The sequence below is a fragment of the Novosphingobium rhizosphaerae genome (assembly GCF_050920675.1).
GTDB lineage: Bacteria > Pseudomonadota > Alphaproteobacteria > Sphingomonadales > Sphingomonadaceae > Novosphingobium > Novosphingobium rhizosphaerae.
On record NZ_CP137861.1, the window covers coordinates 2776482 to 2794057 of the forward strand.

The 17576-nt window shown below is 66.1% G+C and carries 18 protein-coding genes; 7 read left to right on the plus strand and 11 right to left on the minus strand.

All coding sequences use genetic code 11. The features are described from left to right. Positions 1-103: 103 nt before the first annotated feature. The 4 genes from R9J51_RS12680 to R9J51_RS12695 all read left to right on the plus strand — a co-directional run bounded on the left by R9J51_RS12680 (position 104) and on the right by R9J51_RS12695 (position 5376). Positions 104-2365, plus strand: a complete 2262-nt coding sequence (locus tag R9J51_RS12680; protein ID WP_432787444.1) for a beta-glucosidase family protein — start codon at positions 104-106, stop codon at positions 2363-2365. 5 nt (positions 2366-2370) lie between these two features. Continuing rightward, positions 2371-3897, plus strand: coding sequence for a carboxylesterase/lipase family protein (locus tag R9J51_RS12685; protein ID WP_432787445.1), 1527 nt, complete (start codon positions 2371-2373; stop codon positions 3895-3897). 102 nt (positions 3898-3999) lie between these two features. Next, positions 4000-4443: an RrF2 family transcriptional regulator gene (locus tag R9J51_RS12690; RefSeq protein WP_168554790.1), complete on the plus strand. Its 444-nt coding sequence runs from the start codon at positions 4000-4002 to the stop codon at positions 4441-4443. Between the two features lie 123 nt (positions 4444-4566). Next, positions 4567-5376 carry an outer membrane protein assembly factor BamD gene (locus tag R9J51_RS12695; protein WP_169474351.1) on the plus strand — a complete coding sequence of 270 codons (810 nt, stop codon included), beginning with the start codon at positions 4567-4569 and terminating at the stop codon, positions 5374-5376. Positions 5377-5464: 88 nt separating this feature from the next. On the opposite strand, the gene R9J51_RS12700 is transcribed toward R9J51_RS12695, so the two are convergent. The 11 genes from R9J51_RS12700 to R9J51_RS12750 all read right to left on the minus strand — a co-directional run bounded on the left by R9J51_RS12700 (position 5465) and on the right by R9J51_RS12750 (position 12986). After that, positions 5465-5755 carry a barstar family protein gene (locus tag R9J51_RS12700; RefSeq protein ID WP_179504647.1) on the minus strand — a complete coding sequence of 97 codons (291 nt, stop codon included), beginning with the start codon at positions 5753-5755 and terminating at the stop codon, positions 5465-5467. 82 nt (positions 5756-5837) lie between these two features. Continuing rightward, positions 5838-6095: a hypothetical protein gene (locus R9J51_RS12705; RefSeq protein ID WP_169474353.1), complete on the minus strand. Its 258-nt coding sequence runs from the start codon at positions 6093-6095 to the stop codon at positions 5838-5840. A 168-nt stretch (positions 6096-6263) separates the two neighbouring features. Beyond that, positions 6264-6392: a hypothetical protein gene (locus R9J51_RS12710; protein WP_282435860.1), complete on the minus strand. Its 129-nt coding sequence runs from the start codon at positions 6390-6392 to the stop codon at positions 6264-6266. Positions 6393-6520: 128 nt separating this feature from the next. Next, positions 6521-6730, minus strand: a complete 210-nt coding sequence (locus R9J51_RS12715) for a hypothetical protein (RefSeq protein ID WP_168554793.1) — start codon at positions 6728-6730, stop codon at positions 6521-6523. 70 nt (positions 6731-6800) lie between these two features. Further along, entirely contained in the window at positions 6801-7007 is a 207-nt protein-coding gene (locus R9J51_RS12720; protein ID WP_168554794.1) for a cold-shock protein, read from the minus strand. A gap of 321 nt (positions 7008-7328) precedes the next feature. Then, on the minus strand, positions 7329-8072 hold the full coding sequence (locus tag R9J51_RS12725; RefSeq protein ID WP_179504648.1) for an energy transducer TonB family protein: 744 nt from the start codon (positions 8070-8072) through the stop codon (positions 7329-7331). A gap of 32 nt (positions 8073-8104) precedes the next feature. After that, positions 8105-8401, minus strand: coding sequence for a hypothetical protein (locus R9J51_RS12730; RefSeq protein WP_169474355.1), 297 nt, complete (start codon positions 8399-8401; stop codon positions 8105-8107). Between the two features lie 199 nt (positions 8402-8600). Next, complete coding sequence (locus tag R9J51_RS12735) at positions 8601-9215, minus strand: outer membrane protein (protein ID WP_169474356.1); 615 nt, start codon at positions 9213-9215, stop codon at positions 8601-8603. Positions 9216-9392: 177 nt separating this feature from the next. Then, positions 9393-10877, minus strand: a complete 1485-nt coding sequence (gene amyA, locus R9J51_RS12740; RefSeq protein WP_179504649.1) for an alpha-amylase — start codon at positions 10875-10877, stop codon at positions 9393-9395. Between the two features lie 145 nt (positions 10878-11022). Beyond that, complete coding sequence (locus tag R9J51_RS12745) at positions 11023-12081, minus strand: glycosyltransferase family 4 protein (RefSeq protein ID WP_179504650.1); 1059 nt, start codon at positions 12079-12081, stop codon at positions 11023-11025. Continuing rightward, complete coding sequence (locus R9J51_RS12750) at positions 12081-12986, minus strand: UDP-2,3-diacylglucosamine diphosphatase (protein WP_432787447.1); 906 nt, start codon at positions 12984-12986, stop codon at positions 12081-12083. Before R9J51_RS12750 ends, R9J51_RS12745 begins: the two co-directional genes overlap by 1 nt. Before the next feature lie 145 nt (positions 12987-13131). On the opposite strand from R9J51_RS12750, the gene recN reads away from it, so the two are divergent. From recN to ligA, 3 genes are read left to right on the plus strand one after another with little or no spacing between them, the layout of a single operon-like run. Further along, a complete protein-coding gene (gene recN, locus R9J51_RS12755) occupies positions 13132-14796 on the plus strand; it encodes a DNA repair protein RecN (RefSeq protein WP_179504651.1) in 1665 nt (554 codons plus the stop codon). Continuing rightward, entirely contained in the window at positions 14793-15497 is a 705-nt protein-coding gene (locus tag R9J51_RS12760) for a GNAT family N-acetyltransferase (protein ID WP_179504652.1), read from the plus strand. Before recN ends, R9J51_RS12760 begins: the two co-directional genes overlap by 4 nt. Further along, positions 15497-17575 (plus strand): NAD-dependent DNA ligase LigA, encoded by a 2079-nt coding sequence (gene ligA, locus R9J51_RS12765; RefSeq protein WP_179504653.1) that lies wholly within the window; start codon positions 15497-15499, stop codon positions 17573-17575. The genes R9J51_RS12760 and ligA overlap by 1 nt, the downstream gene beginning before the upstream one ends. The last annotated feature ends 1 nt before the right edge of the window (position 17576 follow it).

The window sequence follows — 17576 nt, forward strand, 5'->3', positions numbered from 1 at the left end:
CAAGCCAACGGTCGCGACAATTGACAACGCTGACAAGTGCAGGCACGATGGCCGCACAAGCGTTTGGTGGCAGGGCCGCCGTGGGAAGGATGCGACAATGGGCATGAGATTTTTGTCGGTGATGGCATTGGCCGTCGCCGGGGCGGGCATGGCGCACGCGCAGGCCGCGGGCAACGCGGCGGCCAACCCGGCGCCCGGTGGCGCGCCGGTTGACCTTGCAGCGGCCGATGCGCGTGCCGCCCAGACCGTGAAGGCCCTGCAGGCGGACGAGCGCACGACGCTGACCCACGGCATCATGGCGATCCAGCTGTTTCCCAATTCGCCTCCGATTCCGGCCGATGCCGTGCCGGGTGCCGGCTATATCGCCGGGTTGCCGCGCCTGGGCATTCCCGCGCTCAAGGAAACCGACGCGAGCCTGGGCGTTGCCTGGGTTTCGGGCGCCCGCAAGCGGGGCGCCACGGCCCTGCCATCGGGCATTGCCCAGGCTGCCAGCTGGGACCCGGCGGTGCTGCATGATGGCGGCGCGATGATCGGGGCAGAGGCGCGCGCCAGCGGCTTCAACGTGTTGCTGGCCGGCGGCGTCAACCTGACGCGTGATCCGCGCAATGGCCGCACGTTCGAATACCTGTCGGAAGACCCGCTGCTGTCGGGCGTGCTGGTCGGCGCGGCGATCCGGGGCATCCAGTCCAACCACATCATTTCCACGATCAAGCATTTCGCGCTCAATGGCCAGGAAACCGGCCGCCAGTTCGTGGATATCCAGATCGACAACGCCGCCGCGCGCGAAAGCGACCTGCTGGCGTTCCAGATCGGTATCGAGCAGGGCCAGCCCGGCTCGATCATGTGCGCCTATAACCGCGTCAACGGCCCGCGCGCCTGCGCCAGCGACTGGTTGCTCAATTCCGTGCTCAAGCGCGATTGGCGCTACAAGGGTTTCGTGATGTCGGACTGGGGCGCGGTGCCGGGGATCGAGGCCGCGACGGCGGGCCTTGACCAGCAATCGGGCGAACAGCTGGACAAGGCGGTCTATTTCGGCAGCAAACTGGCGGAAAAGGCCGCGGGCAACAAGGCCTGGGCCGCGCGCCTGGAAGACATGAACCGCCGTGTGCTGACCGCGATATATGCCACCGGTGTGGACCAGCACCCGGTGACGGCGGGCGGAACGTGGGACGAGGCGGCCCACGCCGCCGTGGCCGAACGGGCGGCGATCGCCGGCATCGTTTTGCTGCGCAACCAGAACAATGCGCTGCCTTTGCTGCGCGATGCCAGGAACGTGGCGGTGATCGGTGGCTATGCCGATGGCGGTGTGGTTTCGGGCGGCGGGTCGAGCCAGGTGCAGGGCGATGGTGGCCCGGTGGTGGCGCGGCCGGTGCTCGCTTCCGGTCCGTTTGCGGGGATCATGCAGCAGCAGTTCCACCGCTCCAGCCCGCTCGATGCGATCAAGGCGCGCGTGCCGCAAGCCGCGGTGCATTTCCGCGACGGGCGCTATATCGCCGATGCGGTGGAAGCAGCGCGGCGGGCAGACGTGGCGATCGTGTTTGCCACCGAGTGGCGCACCGAAGGGCTGGACCAGCCCGACCTGTCGCTGCCCGATGGCCAGGACGCGCTGATCGCGGCGGTGGCAGCCGCCAATCCGCGCACGATCGTGGTACTGGAAACCGGTGGGCCGGTGGCCATGCCCTGGCTGGACAAGACCGCTGCGGTGGTGGAAGCGTGGTATCCCGGCGCGCGCGGTGGCGAAGCGATCGCCAAGGTGCTGTTTGGCGAGGCCAATCCGGGCGGGCGCCTGCCGGTGACGTTCCCTGCCAGCGTGGACCAGTTGCCCCGGCCCAAGGTGGACGGCAGCGATACGCTCGATCCCGATTTCATGGGCACGCCGCCCACGCCCGATGCCACGCTCAAGGCCGATTACAACATCGAAGGGTCTGACGTGGGCTATCGCTGGTTTGCGCGCAAGGGTGCCAAGCCGCTGTTTCCGTTCGGCTATGGCCTGAGCTACACCACCTTTGCCAGCGAGGGGCTGAGCGTGGACGGCAAGACCGCGCGCTTTACGCTGCGCAACACCGGCAAGGTGGCGGGCGACGATGTGGGCCAGGTCTATCTGGTGGATCGCGCCGGCAGCCCCAAGCGCCGCCTGGTGGGCTTTGCCCGCGTGCATCTTGAGCCGGGCGAGGCCAAGACGGTGAGCGTGCCGATCGATCCGCGCCTGCTGGCCGATTGGCGCGATGACACGAAGGGCGGGGCCAAGAGCAGCGGCGGCTGGACGATGCCGGCGGGCAGCTATGGCTTTGCCCTGGGCAGTGATGCCCAGACGCTGGGACAAGTGGTGACGGTGCGCCTGCCGGCGCGCAATTGGAAGGATTGAGGGCGATGAACATGCACAAGATCTTGCTGATGGCCGGCGCCCTGGCGCTGCCGCTTTCCGCGCTGGCCAAGCCGGCGCCCACGCCAGCCGCCGCGCCCACCGTCACGGTGGCGCAGGGCGCGCTGGTGGGCGCGGTGGAGGGTACCGTGGCGAGCTTCAAGGGCATTCCCTATGCCGCGCCGCCGGTGGGCGACTTGCGCTGGCGCGCGCCGCAACCGGCGCCGGCGTGGAGCACCCCGCGCGATGCCACGCAATATGGCCATGATTGCGCCCAGGCGCCGTTCCCGCCCGATGCTGCGCCGATCCGGACGCAGCCGGCCGAAGATTGTCTCTATCTCAACGTGTGGAAGCCTGCCGGCGCCGCGGCAAACGCCCGCCTGCCGGTGATGGTGTGGGTGCACGGTGGCGGCTTCGTCAACGGCGGCACTTCGCCGGCGGTCTATTCCGGCGCGGCCTTTGCCCGCGACGGGGTGGTGCTGGTCAGCCTCAACTATCGGCTGGGCCGGTTCGGGTTCTTTGCCCATCCTGCGCTCAAGGCCGAAGGGCTGGGTGGCAACTTCGGCTTTCTGGACCAGATCGCCGCGCTCAAGTGGGTGCAGGCCAATGTGGCCGCGTTCGGCGGCGATCCGGCCAACGTGACCGTGTTTGGCGAAAGCGCCGGTGGCATGAGCATGCACATGCTGCTGCAATCGCCGCTGGCGCGTGGCCTGTTTGCCCGTGCCATCATCGAATCGGGCGGCGGGCGTGATGGCACGCTGCCGATGCCGACCATCGCGCGCGCAGCAAAGATCGGCGCCGACTTTGCCCCCGGCCTTGATGCGGCGGCCCTGCGCGCCTTGCCCGAAGCGAAGGTGACCGGAAACCTGAGCATGATGACCATGGCGCAGACCGGTTATTCCGGGCCGATGGTGGATGGGCAGACGATCGTGGGCGCGTCCAACGATGCGGCCGCCGCGGGGCTCGACGCGCCGGTGCCGGTGTTGATCGGGTCCAATTCGGCTGATGGTTTCCCGAGGACGACCGACAAGGCGGCGATCTTTGCCAGCTATGGTGCCGATGCGGACAAGGCGCGCGCGCTTTATGATCCGCAAGGCACCGCCACCGGCCTGGTGGTGGGGACGATGACCAGTGCCGACAGCATGTTCATCGAGCCCGCGCGCGCCGTGGCGCGGCTGCTGGCGCCGCGCCAACCGGTGTGGCTCTATCGCTTTGCCTATGCGCATCCGGCGCCGCTGGCGGCGATGGGCGGTGCGCCGCATGCCTCGGAACTGCCTTATGTGTTCGACAGCCTGGTCGGGCGCAAGGAGCCCACTGCCATTCCTGCCGAACAGCCGGTGGCGACGCTCACGCACAAGCTGTGGGTGGCCTTTGCCAAGACCGGGCGCCCCGATGGGCTGCCCGGCCTTTCGCCCTGGCCGCAAGTGACGCCCACCGACACCACGGTGCACGTGATCGATGCATCGGGCGCGGCACAAGTGGAAGACCCCTATCGCGCGCGTCTCGATTTCGTGGAGCAGCGCATCAAGCCGTAAATGGCGTTTTCCCGGTGCAGCATGGCTGCAAAAGCGATGCTGCACCGGGATATTCAAGTTGTGGCGTTGACATTCGCGGCCAACCGTCTTTTTGTATTTCACATGCTCTCGCAAAAAACGCGTTATACGATCCGTGCCCTGCAACATCTGTCCGACACGTTTGGACAAGGGCCGGTGCGGCTCGACGCGATTGCCGAGGCGCAGAACATCCCGCGCAAGTTCCTTACGGTGATCCTTTCGGAAATGGCCCGCGAAGGCGTGGTGATTTCCCAGCGCGGGCGCGACGGCGGCTATGAGCTGGCGCTGCCCCCGGTGGATATCCGCTATGGCGATATCATCCGCCTGACCCGTGGCAGCCTGGCCTTGGTGCCCTGTGCCAGCCGCAACGCGCACGAACACTGCGCCAATTGCCTGCCCGAGGCGGAATGCCGCCTGCGCGGGCTGATGATCCGGCTGCGTGACGAAATGGCCGACATGCTCGACAAGGTGACGCTGGCCGATGGGATCACGCTGGTGCCCCCGTTCGACGAGGCGGCAGAGGCGTGAATCCGCGCGAGCGGATCGCATCTTAGGCCCCGGATGCACCCAAAAACGCAATCAACCGCAACTTTTGCGTGTGGCTTCAACCTTCGCTTGGCGTGGGCCAAGCCGCTGGCTATAGGACGGCCCATGACCCTTCTTGCTTCTGGCCGCAGCCCGCTGCGCATCGCCGTTCTTGCCGCCGCAACCGTTGCCATTGGCCTGACCGCAGGCTGCGCGGGCGGCAACAAGGCCAAGAAGGACGTGGCCTATGTCGCGCGCGACGTGGACACGCTGTACATGACCGCCAAGGACCGCCTGGACCGTGGCGATGCCAAGCAGGCGGCCGCGCTGTTCGACGAAGTGGAGCGCCAGCATCCCTATTCGCCCTGGGCGCGCCGGGCGCAGCTGATGGGCGCCTTCAGCTATTACGTGGCGCGCGACTATGCCAAGTCGGTGCAGACCGCGCAGCGCTTCCTGTCGATCCACCCCGGCAACAAGGACGCGCCCTATGCCTATTACCTGGTGGCGCTGTGCTATTACGAGCAGATCAGCGACGTTACGCGCGACCAGAAGATCACCCAGCAGGCGCTGACCGCGCTGACCGAAGTGATCCGCCGCTATCCCAACACGCAGTATGCCACGGACGCCCGCCTCAAGCTCGACCTGGTGAACGACCACCTGGCCGGCAAGGAAATGGAAGTGGGCCGCTTCTATGAAAAGAGCGGCAAGTGGCTGGCCGGCACGCTGCGCTTCCGCGTGGTGATCGACAAGTACCAGACCACCAGCCACACGCCCGAGGCGCTGTTCCGCCTGGTCGAATGCTACCTGGCGCTGGGCGTGCGCGACGAAGCGCAAAAGGCCGCCGCCGTGCTGGGCACCAACTACCCCGGCAGCGAATGGTACAAGCGTGCGTTCAAGCTGATGAACGCCAAGGGTGACGATATCACCGCGGCGTGATTTTTCGGACGCAGAGACGACATGCCAAAAGGGCGCCTTGATCAGGCGCCCTTTTTTGTGAAGGCTGGTTTTGGTGGAGAGCGGAAGTTTAAGGACGAAGCTCCAAGTAGGCCTCGCCTCCCGACGCCCTGCGACCTTCCTCGAACATTTGAGCCGCCATCAGCAAGGTCGCCCTTAGGTCACCTGGTAGGGTGCTGGTCTTATGGACAATAATCCGGAAAGGCGGGCTAACCTTGTTGATGTCGCCAGTGAAAATGCTGTCGCCTAAGGCGTCAAGGTTGTGTCCATGCCAATCCGGCGCTCCGAGCGTCGCCAGTAACGCTTTATAAAAATCGCCTGACGATTTCCAGGCAGTGGCATGAAGCTCAAACTCGATCATCGCATCAGATTAGCTTGAGCCGGCGCACTGGCAATGTCCGCAAGTGTGCCGGCCAGGGCGCTTGCTCGGACGAGGCCAGCTTTCAGCCAGGATCGACGACCATCGCGAAAAGCCGGTCCAGGTTGAGCTGGATGTCCTGCACGGAAGGATTGTCGGCATACTTGGCCATGCCCAGCGGCAGGCTCATGCTTTCGTAGAGTGCCGAGGCTTCGGCGTCGCTCAGGATGTTGCGGCCGCGCAGGATATTGGCGAGGCTGACGATGCCGTTGATCGCCGAAATGTCGGAGGCTTCGTGTGCCTCGAGCAACTGCTGATCGGTCAGGTTGGGAAGCGCGTTCATCAATGGCGTGTCCTCCACGTGATCGCGAGCCTGGCGCATCGTGCCATCGCCCGGAAATGGGGAATTGCCAGCAACAAGCTTGCGATAGAAAATGCCTGCACGGCACGTGCCCGTCGCGGGCGAATGCAGGCATTCGCCGGCGTGCGGCCGGGCCGGTGCGGGCTGCCGTCAGGTCTTGATCGTGACGATCCCGACCGGCGCAGGCTTGGTGGCATGGTTGGAAGCGTTCAGCTTAGGCGGCTTGGCGGCCTTGGGCTTGCGGATTTCCTTGTTCGATTTCTTCTGGCTCTTGGCCATGGTCTTCCTTTCGGCTCGGGGGCGCGGGCACATCACGCTTGGCAATCGAAACGATCGGGTTTGCCAAGCGGTTCGTCACACGTTGGCCGTGGATGTGCGCAACCGCGTTCGCGCGGATGCGGTAACGGCTATTTCGACGCGTATTCGCCCGGCTGCGCGTTGAAGTTTTCCCGCGCAAACAGGCGAGCCTTCGCCATGGTCTGGAACACTTCGTCCTGAAGCGACGCCGTGACCACGGGGTAGCCCTGCGAATTGTAGCGCGTGGTGCGCACGGTCAGCCGGAAATGGCCCTCGTCATCCTTGTTGATCAGGAACGGGCGATTTTTCGGATCAGTCATGTCTAGGCTCCAGCTTGTTCAACGCGAGGGTGGGGCGATGCGACCGGTTGGCCGCACCGCCTCGCATCCATCACGCCGGCTGAAGGTTCACGGCCGAGGTCTTGCCGCGCTGGTCGGTTTCCAGGTCATAGGAAACGGCCTGGTCCTTTTCGAGGGTCTGCATTCCGGCGCGTTCGACGGCCGAGATATGCACGAACGCATCGTTACCGCCGCCATTGGGCGCGATGAAGCCGTAGCCCTTGTCGACGTTGAAGAATTTCACGGTTCCGGTGGTCATATGGATAGTCCTTTATCCCAGGTATGACGGGCATGCGCCAAACGCAGCGCATCCCGGCTTCAATAGTGCTAGAAAAGGATAAAGGGGTGGCATAAAGCTGCCGATTATCCGTCGCATGCGACGTAAGCAAAACTCTAATAACACGTTGTAGAAAAATTGAAAGACAATTCTGGTTCCAGCCCATGGGCTCCAGATTTTTCGGGCCAATTTATCGATTTTCTGCACAACGATTTTACCGGGATTGCCGGGGAATTTCGGGCCTGCGCCAAAAATATTTCCAACTTCAAATTGCCGATGGCGGCTGGGCCAAGCCGATCGGCGCTATGGCGCGTCAGAGAGGATGCCCATCGTCCATTCCTGGTCGTAATCCACTTCGCCTGCGACCGCGCGGCCCGATGCGTCGCGCGCCGGGCGGAAGCGGAAGCGCTTCATCGCCAGGTCGCATGTGGTGGCGTCCAGCGCCGGGTTGCGGCTGGATTGGGTGACGCGGCAAGCGCTGGGGCGGCCTTGTGCCGTCACGGAAATGGTAACCGAGGTGGTGCCCTGGGCCTGGGCGGCGCGCGCGGCCGGCGGGTAATCGGACGATTTGATCTTGCCGCCGGTCCATTCGGGATCGCTACCGCCGTCGCCATCACCGGTGCCGCTGGTGCCCGAACCCGTGCCATTGCCCTGGCCGCCCGCCCCATTGCCCGGTCCGGGTACGAGCGCGGCGCCGCTATGGGACGCGAGCCCCAGGGCAACTTGCGGCGCGACGGGAATGGGCGGCGGCTTGGCCCAAGGCGTGACCGCAGCAAAAACCGGAGCGGCCTGGGCGCGCAGGGCGGCGGGTGCGGCCTTGCCGGTGGCGTGTGGGTGGTGCGGCTGCGGTGGCGGCGGTTTGCTGGCGATGGCCGCTGGCGGGTGCGACAGTGTTATCGCGGTAATTCCGTTGCGCATGGCCTCGCCCGCGCCGTGGGGCGGGGCGAGGCCAAACAGCAAGAGCAAGGCCAGGAGGATCTCCAGGCCTGCCGCAACGCTGGCAGCCGCAATGCGATTGCCGCGCGCCTTTGCAGACAGGCCTGCCATCGGCAATGTCGCAAAGACGACGGCAGCCGGCCTTAGCGGCAGCGCTTCTTGGCGGTCATCGTGCGATCGATGGCCCGGCCACCCAACGCGCCGCCCACGGCACCGGCCGCGATGCCCACGGGGCCGCCGATCAAGGCATGGCCGAGCAGCGCGCCGCCCGCACCGCCAGCAATCAGGCCGGTCGTGCCGCTGGAATGGCGGCACCAGCGGTAGTGCGCGCGCGAATGATAATGATGGCGCGCAAAAGCCGGTGCAGCATCGAGCGCGCTGAGGCTGAGCGCGGCGACGAGCGCGGGCGCAAAGGCAATCTTGGTGGAAAATCGGCGCATGATGGTGTCCTTCCGGTGGTTACAATCCAGCAACAATGCCTGCGCAACGACCGAACCGCCGGTTGGTTCACGCGCGCAACGACGAAATATTCCGAGCGTAAGCCAAGGCGAAGGAACATATTGGTTTAAGGACAGAAAATGCAAAGCGGGGTGGCCGCGTTGCCGCGCCACCCCGCAGATCGTGCCGCGTTGGCTGCGCTTACTTGAAGCGCACGCCCACGCCAGCCATCACGCGCTGGCGCGACGAATGGCCATGATAGTTGGAATAGACGTACTGCACGTTCATGTAGAGCGGGCTGTGCGTGGGCGAGAATTCCATGCCGCCACCCACTTGGTAGCCATCGGCGCGATAGTGATCGTAGACCAGCTGCGTGCCCGAAGGATCGTCGATCCGCTTGCGCTGTTCGCCGTTCACATAGCCGGCCTTGCCGAAGAACAGCACGCCCGACGAAGTGATATAGCCGGCGCGCACGGCGGCGCCCCATTCCTCGAACGACTTGTGGCAGATGCTGTTGCCATCGGCGAGGCCGGTGCAGTTTTCGTTCCAGTTGTTGGCGCGCCAGTAGCTGCCCTCGGCGCCGACCAGGATGTGCTGGCCATAGGTGCCGTCGAAACCGACCGTGGCGCCATAGCCGAACTTGTCGTTATGGTTACCTTCCGACTGGAAACGGTCCCCACCCGCGTTTCCTTCGACACGAATGCCACGGAATGTCGTCCCGTTGGAGGGCGCTGCGGTGTCGTCCTGGGCGAAAGCGGGCTGAGCCAGTAGACCGGCTGCGGCGATAGCGATTGCGGTAAGTGATTTGATAGTCATGATATTCCCCATGATGCTGTCCCACCTGCTGAACATCGCTGGGAAAATGAGGTTCCAAATCGTGCCGCTGCCAGAAACTTCCGCCGCCAGCGTGTTGCAGATTGGCAACAAGTGGCGGCGGGCAGTCCCTTGCCAATTTCGATTAGCCGATTTGGAACATTCGGTAACAATTCCGCGTCACAGTGCGGCCTTGTTGACCCACACGCTGACGCTACCACCCTCGCAACGCACCTCGAGCCGCCCGGCCTCGTCTGCCACGCATTCGCCTTCACAGTGGCCGAGCCAATCGACGAAGGAGGCGCCAGCGTGGTCGGGGCCGAGCTCGGCCGAGAGCGAGGCCGGCTCGCCGTTGCTCAGGATCGTCACGCACCCCGGTGCCTCGGCCGTGCCATGGCGGATGAAGCCGATGCAGGTGGCGCTGGCGAACAAGTCGGTCTGCGGCCCGTGGGCAAATCGCTGGCGCGCCTGCGTCAGCTTGGCAAGGCACGCCACGGGGGCCAGCGTGATGTCGTGCGTCTGCCCGTCGTTGCCCGTATCGGCATAGCTCGCGCCGTAGAGATCGGGGTGGAACAGGCAGGGCACGCCGCCCTCGCGCAGCAGGATCAGCGCATAGGCGAGCGGCTTGAACCAGTCTTCCACCGGCGCTTCGAGCGCCTGGAGCGGCTGGGTATCATGGTTGGCCACCAGGGTGACGGCGTGGTCGGGCTGGCTTTGCACCAGCGTGCCATCAAAGATCGTGCGCAAGTCGTAATCGGCGCCTGCGCGCGCGGCATCGTGGAAACGGTGGACGAGCGCGGCGTCGAACAGCGAAAGCTGGTGATCGGTGCGTTCCAGATAGGTGGCCAGCGCATCGCGATCCGGGTGCCAGTATTCGGCCACCACGAACAGATCGGGGCTGATGCTGTCACGGCAATGGCCCACCCAATCGAGGAAGAACCAGGCGGGAATGTGCTTGGCCGCATCCAGGCGAAAGCCGTCCACCGGCACCTGCTCGGCCAGCCAGCGGCCCCAGAACTTCAATTCCTCGTAGACCGCGCGGTTGCGGAACTCCACGTCGGCGCCCATCAGGAAATCGAAGTTGCCGAGTTCGTCGTCCACCTCTTCGTTCCATTCGCCGTCGCCATACTGGTTGACGAGGCGGAACACGCCGTCTTCTTCCGGGTCTTCGATGCGATCCACGCCCGAAAAGCACTTGTGGTCCCATACAAAGCGCGAATGCGCGCCGGCGCGGCCGGGGAAGGTGAAGCGGGTGTGGGTGGTGGCATCGAAGGCTTCGTCCTCGATCTCGGTGCGGTTCTCCGGATTGGCGCGGCGCACTTGCACCCGCTCGGTCTCGTCCGCGCCCATCTTGTGATCGAACACCACATCGTGGATCACGCGCAGGCCATGGTCGCGCAGCGCGGCGCAGGCCGTCTCCAGCGCGGCGCGCGTGCCATACTTGGTGGGGACGGTGCCCTTCTGGTCGAACTCGCCCAGGTCGAACAAGTCGTAGGTGTCATAGCCGACCGACATCGCGCCGCTGGCGCCTTTGGTGGCGGGCGGCAGCCACACGTCGGTCACGCCCATTTCCGCCAGGCCTGGTGCGGCGGCGGCGGTGTCGTCCCACAAGCGGCCCTCGGGCAGGTACCAATGGAAGAACTGGATCAGAGTGCGCTGCGACATGGAAGGCTCCGTGCGGTGGGGGCGTTCCGGGCAAATGCGTCAGGCCGCAATTGGTTGCAGTGCACCATGGGGCGGGACGGCGCCTCCGTCGGGCCTGCCGCCCGCCGCCTCCCCATCGCTTTGCGACAGGGAGGATCTTGCGCCGTCAGGCGGCCTGGGCGATCTGTTCCACGGCCGTGGCGAGCGCCGCTTCGAACTGGTCGGTGGCCGCTTCCCAGGAATAGCTGGCGCCATAGCCGGCGGCATCTTCGCGGCGGCAGGCGAGCGCCGTGGCAATCGCTTGCCCCAAGTCTTCATTGCAGGCGCCGATCGGGCGGAGCAGGTTGCCTTGCGCGCCAAGGCCCGCCGCGCCCACCACGTCGAGCGGGCCGGCGACGGGAAAGGCCGCGACGGGAACGCCGCAGGCCATCGCTTCGATCATCACCAGGCCAAAGGTATCGGTGCGGCTGGGGAACACGAAGCAATCGGCGGCGCGATAGGCTTGCGCCAGCGCCGTGCCAGACAGTGCGCCGGTGAAATGCGCGTGGGGATAGCGGGCCTTGAGCATGGCCAGATCTGGCCCATCGCCCACCACGACCTTGCTGCCGGGAACCGCACAATCGAGGAAGGCGCCCAGGTTTTTTTCCACCGCCACCCGGCCGACATAGAGCAGGATCGGGCCGGGAAGCGCCGCGATCTCGGGCAGCGGGCCGTGACCGGGATTGAACAGATCGGCGTCGATCCCGCGCGACCATAGCCGGGTCTGGTGAATGCCGTGCCCGGCCAGTTCGCGTGCCAGGCTGGGAGTGGAAACCAGCACGGCGGCGCTTTGCGCGTGAAAGCGGCGCATCACCGGCCAGAACACATCGGGGCTCAGGCCCGTGCGCATGGCGGCATAATCGGGAAAGCGGGTGTGGAACGCGCTGGTGAACGGCACGCCCGAGGCCTTGCACCAGCTGCGTGCGGCCCAGCCGATCGGGCCTTCGGTGGCGATATGGACGATATCGGGGGCAAAATCGCGCAGTGTGCGCCGCGTGCCGAACCGCGGCGCCATGGCCAGACGAATTTCACCATAACCGGGCAGGGCGCATGTGCGGAACTGCTGGGGCGTGAGCAATTCCACCACATGCCCCCGCGCGCGCAGATGGCCGACCGTGGTGGTGAGCGTGCGCACCACGCCGTTGACCTGCGGGGTCCAGGCGTCCGTCGCCAGGGCAATGCGCATCAGACGGTTTCCGCTTCGGCCGGGCTGGGCAGTTCGAGCGTGGTTGCCGGGGTGAACGGCGCCTGCTTGCGCAGTTCCTCGGCCCAGTCGACGATGCTCATGGCGCCGGTGAAATCTTCCACCAGCGCGGTGCAGCTTTCCACCCAGTCACCATCGTTGTAATAGGTGACATCGCCGATCTGGCGGATTTCGGCGCAGTGGATGTGGCCGCACACCACCCCGTCCACGCCCATGTCGCGCGCGGCGTGGGCCACGGCTTCTTCAAAGTCGCAAATGAATTGCACGGCGTTCTTCACGCGCTTTTTCATGTAGGCCGAGAGCGACCAGTAGGGCAGCTTGAACTGCCGGCGCACCAGGTTGACCCAGCGGTTGGCGCGCAGCAGCACGGCATAGGCGGCATCGCCCAGGAACGCGAGCCAGCGGGCATAGAGCACCACGCCATCGAACCCGTCGCCATGCGTGACCAGCAGGCGGCGCCCATCGGCCGTGCGATGGATGGTATCGAGCGCAAGTTCCACGCCGCCGAAGGTCATGCCGGCATAAGGGCGCAGCATCTCGTCATGGTTGCCCGCGATGAGCACCACGCGCGTGCCGCGGTGGGCCATCTTGAGCACGCGGCGCACCACTTCGTTGTGGGCATCGGGCCAGTACCACCCGCGCGACAGGCGCCAGCCATCGACGATATCGCCCACAAGATAGAGCGTTTCGCATTCGATCGCCGAGAGGAAATCGAGCAGCATGTCGGCGTTGCAACCGCGCGTGCCGAGGTGGAGATCGGAAATCCACACGGTGCGCACGCGCCGCTTGGGCCGGAAGCCCCGCGGTTCGGGCTTGTCCAGCCAATCGGGGGCACCCTTGATCCATTCGCCAAGAGGGGCAAAGCTACGGTCGGTTGGGCGATCCATGACCCATTCCCTTCATATGCTGCCGTTGTCTTGCGAATCCCATACGGCCGTCACATTGCGGCGAGGCGACACCGTGTCACCGATGTGAAACAAGACGGGAACGCAAGGGCGTGACGAGGGCGTTGCAACACGCTAGGAACAAGGGATGCTGACCGGGCTTTCCATCCGCAATGTCGTCCTGATCGAGGCACTGGACCTCGCGTTTCCGGGCGGTTTGGGCGTTTTGACCGGGGAAACCGGCGCCGGTAAATCGATCCTGCTGGATTCGCTGGGCCTGGTTCTGGGTGATCGCGCCGATAGTGGGCTGGTTCGCGCCGGAGAAGACGTGGCGAGCGTGACGGCCACGTTCGAATTTGCCCAACGCCCCGGTGAGGTGGAAGCTGTGCTGGCCGAGGCCGCGATCGATTGGGAGCCGGGCGAGCCGCTGCTGCTGCGCCGCCGCCTGCGCGCCGATGGCGGCAGCCGTGCCTATGTCAACGATCAACCCGTGGGAGTGGCGCTGCTGCGCGAACTGGCGCGGTTCCTGGTGGAACTGCACGGGCAGCATGACGATCGCGGCCTGGTCAATGCGCGCGGGCACCGCATGCTGCTCGATCGCTATGCCCGGGCCGATAACGCGGCGGTGGCGCGGGCGTGGGAAACCTGGCGCGCGGCCGAGCAGGCCCTGGCCCAGGCGCGCGCGCAACTCGCCAGCGCGGCGGCCGAGCAGGACCTGATCGAGGCGCACCTGGCCGAGCTCGATGCCTTGGAGCCCGTGGCGGGCGAAGAGGAGGAACTCGCCCTGCAACGCGCGACGATGCAGAAGGGCGAGAAGCTTTCCGGCGATCTCAACGAATTGCAGCACTTGTGGCAGGGCTCTGACGCGCCGCTGGTGCAACTGCGCAGCGCGGCGCGGCGGTTGGACCGCATCGCCGGCGAGCATCCCCTGCTGGCCGAAGCGCTCGAGGCGCTGGACCGCGCGGTGATCGAGGCGGGGGAGGCGGAAGACAAGCTTGCCGCCGCCGCCGAAGCGCTGGCCCACGATCCTGGCCTGCTCGACCGCATCGAGACGCGGCTGTTCGATCTTCGCGCCGCCGCGCGCAAGCACGGCTGCACGGTAGACGATCTGCCGGCGCGGCGGGAGGCCTTGCAGGCCGCGCTGCAATCGATCGAAGGCGGCGAAGCGCAGATTGCCGGTCTGGCGCGCGCGGCGATGGATGCCGGCCTCGATTATCGCGCCAAGGCAGAGGCGCTTTCGGTGCAGCGGGCCGAAGCGGCGCGCAAGCTGGACAAGGCGGTGGCCGCCGAACTGGCGCCGCTACGCCTCGACGCGGCGCGGTTCCACACCGCCGTGGTGCGCCTGCCCGAAGACCGCTGGAGCGCGCAAGGCATGGACGGGGTGGAATTCCTCATTTCCACCAACCCCGGCAGCGATTTCGCCCCGCTGGGCAAGATCGCCTCGGGCGGGGAACTTTCGCGCTTTATCCTGGCGCTGAAAGTGGCGCTGGCCGAAGAAGGCGGCGCGGCGACCGTGATCTTTGATGAAATCGACCGGGGCGTGGGCGGCGCGGTGGCGAGCGCCATCGGCGAGCGGCTGGCCCGCCTGGCGCGCGGCGGGCAATTGCTGGCCGTGACGCACAGTCCGCAAGTGGCTGCACGCGGCAATGCCCATTACCTGATCGCCAAGACCAGCGAAGGCACCGTCACCCGCACCTCGGTGAGCAAGCTGGACGCGGCGGGCCGCAAGGAAGAAATCGCGCGGATGCTGTCGGGCGCGGAAGTGACCAAGGAAGCGCGCGCCCAGGCAAGGCGGCTGCTGGAACAGGCATGAGCGCCGGGTTCGTGCCGCTCGATCGGCCAGTGTGGCATGCCCTGAACGGCCCGCAGCGGGCACTGTCCCGCTGGACGGGCGCAGAGGCGGCGTGTCGGATCGATCCGGGCTATGGCCCGTTTGCCGCTGCTGCGCCGGGAGCGGAGGAGCATCTGGCCAAGTTGTTGGCAGCGCCCGACGATGAACTCTGGACGGTGGAGCCGCAGGCCGTGGTGGCGCCATCCGGCCTTGCCGTGCGCCGCGTGGCGCCGCTGGTGCAGATGGTGGCCGATGCCCGCCTTGCCGTGTCCGAACGGATCGACGCGCCGGACATTGTGCCGCTGGGGGAGGCGGACGTGCCGGCCATGACCGCGCTTGCCCTTGCAACCAAGCCCGGGCCGTGGGGCCCTGACACCTGGCGCTATGGCCAGTTCTACGGCATTTTCCTGGATGGGCGCCTGGCGGCGATGGCCGGCGAGCGGATGCGCCCGGCGCCCGGTTTTGCCGAAGTGAGCGGTGTTGCCACCTGGCCCGAGTTTCGCGGCCGGGGCCTCGCCGCGCGGCTGATCGGCCACGTGCGCGATCGCCTGTTGGAACGGGGGGACAAGCCGTTCCTCCACAGCTATGCCGAGAATGCAGCGGCGATCCGGCTTTACGAAACGCTGGGATTTCGTATCCGCCGCCCTCTGTGTGCAACGGTCTTGGCGAGAGTGTGCGAGTGATGAGCAATCCGGCAGCGATGAACGAGGCGGAAGCCGCCAACGAGCTGATGCGGCTGGCGCGGCAGATTGCCTATCACAACCGGCGCTATCACGCGGAAGATGCGCCGGAAATTTCCGACGCGGAATATGATGCCCTGGTGCGGCGCAACGCCGAACTGGAAGCGGCGTTTCCCCATCTGGTGCGCGCGGACAGCCCCTCGCGCGCGGTGGGGCACGAGGTTTCGTCCTCGCCCTTGCGCAAGGTAACGCACGAGGTTCGGATGATGAGCCTCGACAACGCGTTCTCCGATGAGGAGGTGGAGGAATTCGTCGCGCGGGTGCGCCGCTTCCTCGCCCTGCCAAGCGACGCGCCGGTGACGATGACGGCCGAGGACAAGATCGACGGGCTGTCCTGCTCGCTGCGCTATGAACATGGCAAGCTGGTGCGTGCGGCTACCCGTGGCGATGGCCAGGTGGGCGAGGACGTGACGGCCAACGTGGCCCATATCAGCGACATCCCGCAGGAACTTGCCACGGATTCGGGCGTGGCGCCGCCTGCCGTGTTCGAGATCCGCGGCGAAGTGTTCATGGCCAAGGCTGATTTTCTGGCGCTCAATGCGGCGCAAGAAGAAAAGGGCGACAAGGTCTTTGCCAATCCGCGCAATGCCGCTGCCGGATCGCTGCGGCAGAAGGACGCGAGCGTGACGGCCAGTCGGCCCTTGCGCTTCTGGGCGCACGGCTGGGGCGCGGCGAGCGAAGTGCCCGCCGCGACGCAGTGGGACATGATGCAGCAGATCGCCGCCTGGGGCGTGCCGGTTTCGCCCTTGCTGACGCGGTGCGAGGATGTGGCGCAAATGGTGGCGCATTATCGCAGCATCCAGGCGCAACGCGCTGATTTGCCGTATGATATCGACGGCGTGGTATACAAGGTTGATAGCCTGGAATGGCAGCGCCGGCTGGGTTTCGTGGCCAAGGCGCCGCGCTGGGGCATGGCGCACAAGTTCCCTGCCGAGCGCGCCGAGACAACCGTGGAGGCGATCGACATCCAGGTGGGCCGCACCGGCAAGCTGACGCCGGTGGGTCGCTTGCGCCCGGTTCTGGTAGGCGGCGTGACCGTTACCAACGTCACGCTTCACAACCGTGATGAGATCGGCCGGCTGGGTGTGCGCGTGGGTGACCGCGTGGTTTTGCAACGCGCTGGCGATGTCATCCCGCAAGTGGTTGAAAACCTGACGCGCGACGACGAGCGCCCGGCCTATGTGTTTCCCGATCACTGCCCGGAGTGCGGCAGCGAGGCGGTGGCCGAGGAAGGCGAAGTGGACGTGCGCTGCACCGGCGGGCTGGTCTGCCCGGCGCAGCGGACCGAGCGCCTCAGGCACTTCGTCAGCCGCGCTGCGCTCGATATCGAAGGCCTGGGCGAGAAGACCATTGCAGAATTCTTTGCGCTGGGCTGGCTGGAAAGCCCCGCCGACATCTTCCGCCTGCGCAAGCGCCGCGATGACATCGTCGGGCGCGAGGGGTGGAAGGACAAGTCGGTCGACAACCTGATCGCCGCGATCGAGGCCAAGCGGCAGCCCGATGCCGCGCGCCTGCTGTTCGGCCTGGGCATCCGCCACGTGGGCGCGGTGACCGCACGCGACCTGATGAAGCGCTTCGTCACGCTGCCCGCCTTGCGCGCCGTGGCGGAAAAAGCCCATGGCGGCGATGAAGACGCCAAGGCCGATCTGCTCGGCATCGATGGCGTTGGCCCGGTTGTGGTCGAAGCGCTGGGCGACTTTTTCCATGAACCGCACAACATCGCGGTGTGGGATGATCTGTTGGGCGAAGTCAGCCCGCCCGATTTCATCGTGGAAACCCGCGCCAGCGCGGTGGCGGGCAAGACCGTGGTGTTCACCGGCAAGCTCGAAACCATGAGCCGCGACGAGGCCAAGGCCCAGGCCGAGGCGCTGGGCGCGCGCGCGGCAGGCAGCGTTTCGCCGAAGACCGACCTGGTCGTGGCCGGGCCGGGCGCGGGCAGCAAGTTGAAAAAAGCCGCCGAATTGGGCATTGAGGTAATCGACGAGGCCGCCTGGGCCGAAATCTTCAAGGCAGCGGGATAAA

Coding starts and splice junctions, on each gene's coding strand:
- R9J51_RS12680 (WP_432787444.1), top strand. CDS start 104: ATGAGATTTTTGTCGGTGATGGCATTGGCCGTCGCCGGGGCGGGCATG.
- R9J51_RS12685 (WP_432787445.1), top strand. CDS start 2,371: ATGAACATGCACAAGATCTTGCTGATGGCCGGCGCCCTGGCGCTGCCG.
- R9J51_RS12690 (WP_168554790.1), top strand. CDS start 4,000: ATGCTCTCGCAAAAAACGCGTTATACGATCCGTGCCCTGCAACATCTG.
- R9J51_RS12695 (WP_169474351.1), top strand. CDS start 4,567: ATGACCCTTCTTGCTTCTGGCCGCAGCCCGCTGCGCATCGCCGTTCTT.
- R9J51_RS12700 (WP_179504647.1), bottom strand. CDS start 5,755: ATGATCGAGTTTGAGCTTCATGCCACTGCCTGGAAATCGTCAGGCGAT.
- R9J51_RS12705 (WP_169474353.1), bottom strand. CDS start 6,095: ATGAACGCGCTTCCCAACCTGACCGATCAGCAGTTGCTCGAGGCACAC.
- R9J51_RS12710 (WP_282435860.1), bottom strand. CDS start 6,392: ATGGCCAAGAGCCAGAAGAAATCGAACAAGGAAATCCGCAAGCCCAAG.
- R9J51_RS12715 (WP_168554793.1), bottom strand. CDS start 6,730: ATGACTGATCCGAAAAATCGCCCGTTCCTGATCAACAAGGATGACGAG.
- R9J51_RS12720 (WP_168554794.1), bottom strand. CDS start 7,007: ATGACCACCGGAACCGTGAAATTCTTCAACGTCGACAAGGGCTACGGC.
- R9J51_RS12725 (WP_179504648.1), bottom strand. CDS start 8,072: ATGGCAGGCCTGTCTGCAAAGGCGCGCGGCAATCGCATTGCGGCTGCC.
- R9J51_RS12730 (WP_169474355.1), bottom strand. CDS start 8,401: ATGCGCCGATTTTCCACCAAGATTGCCTTTGCGCCCGCGCTCGTCGCC.
- R9J51_RS12735 (WP_169474356.1), bottom strand. CDS start 9,215: ATGACTATCAAATCACTTACCGCAATCGCTATCGCCGCAGCCGGTCTA.
- amyA (WP_179504649.1), bottom strand. CDS start 10,877: ATGTCGCAGCGCACTCTGATCCAGTTCTTCCATTGGTACCTGCCCGAG.
- R9J51_RS12745 (WP_179504650.1), bottom strand. CDS start 12,081: ATGCGCATTGCCCTGGCGACGGACGCCTGGACCCCGCAGGTCAACGGC.
- R9J51_RS12750 (WP_432787447.1), bottom strand. CDS start 12,986: ATGGATCGCCCAACCGACCGTAGCTTTGCCCCTCTTGGCGAATGGATC.
- recN (WP_179504651.1), top strand. CDS start 13,132: ATGCTGACCGGGCTTTCCATCCGCAATGTCGTCCTGATCGAGGCACTG.
- R9J51_RS12760 (WP_179504652.1), top strand. CDS start 14,793: ATGAGCGCCGGGTTCGTGCCGCTCGATCGGCCAGTGTGGCATGCCCTG.
- ligA (WP_179504653.1), top strand. CDS start 15,497: ATGAGCAATCCGGCAGCGATGAACGAGGCGGAAGCCGCCAACGAGCTG.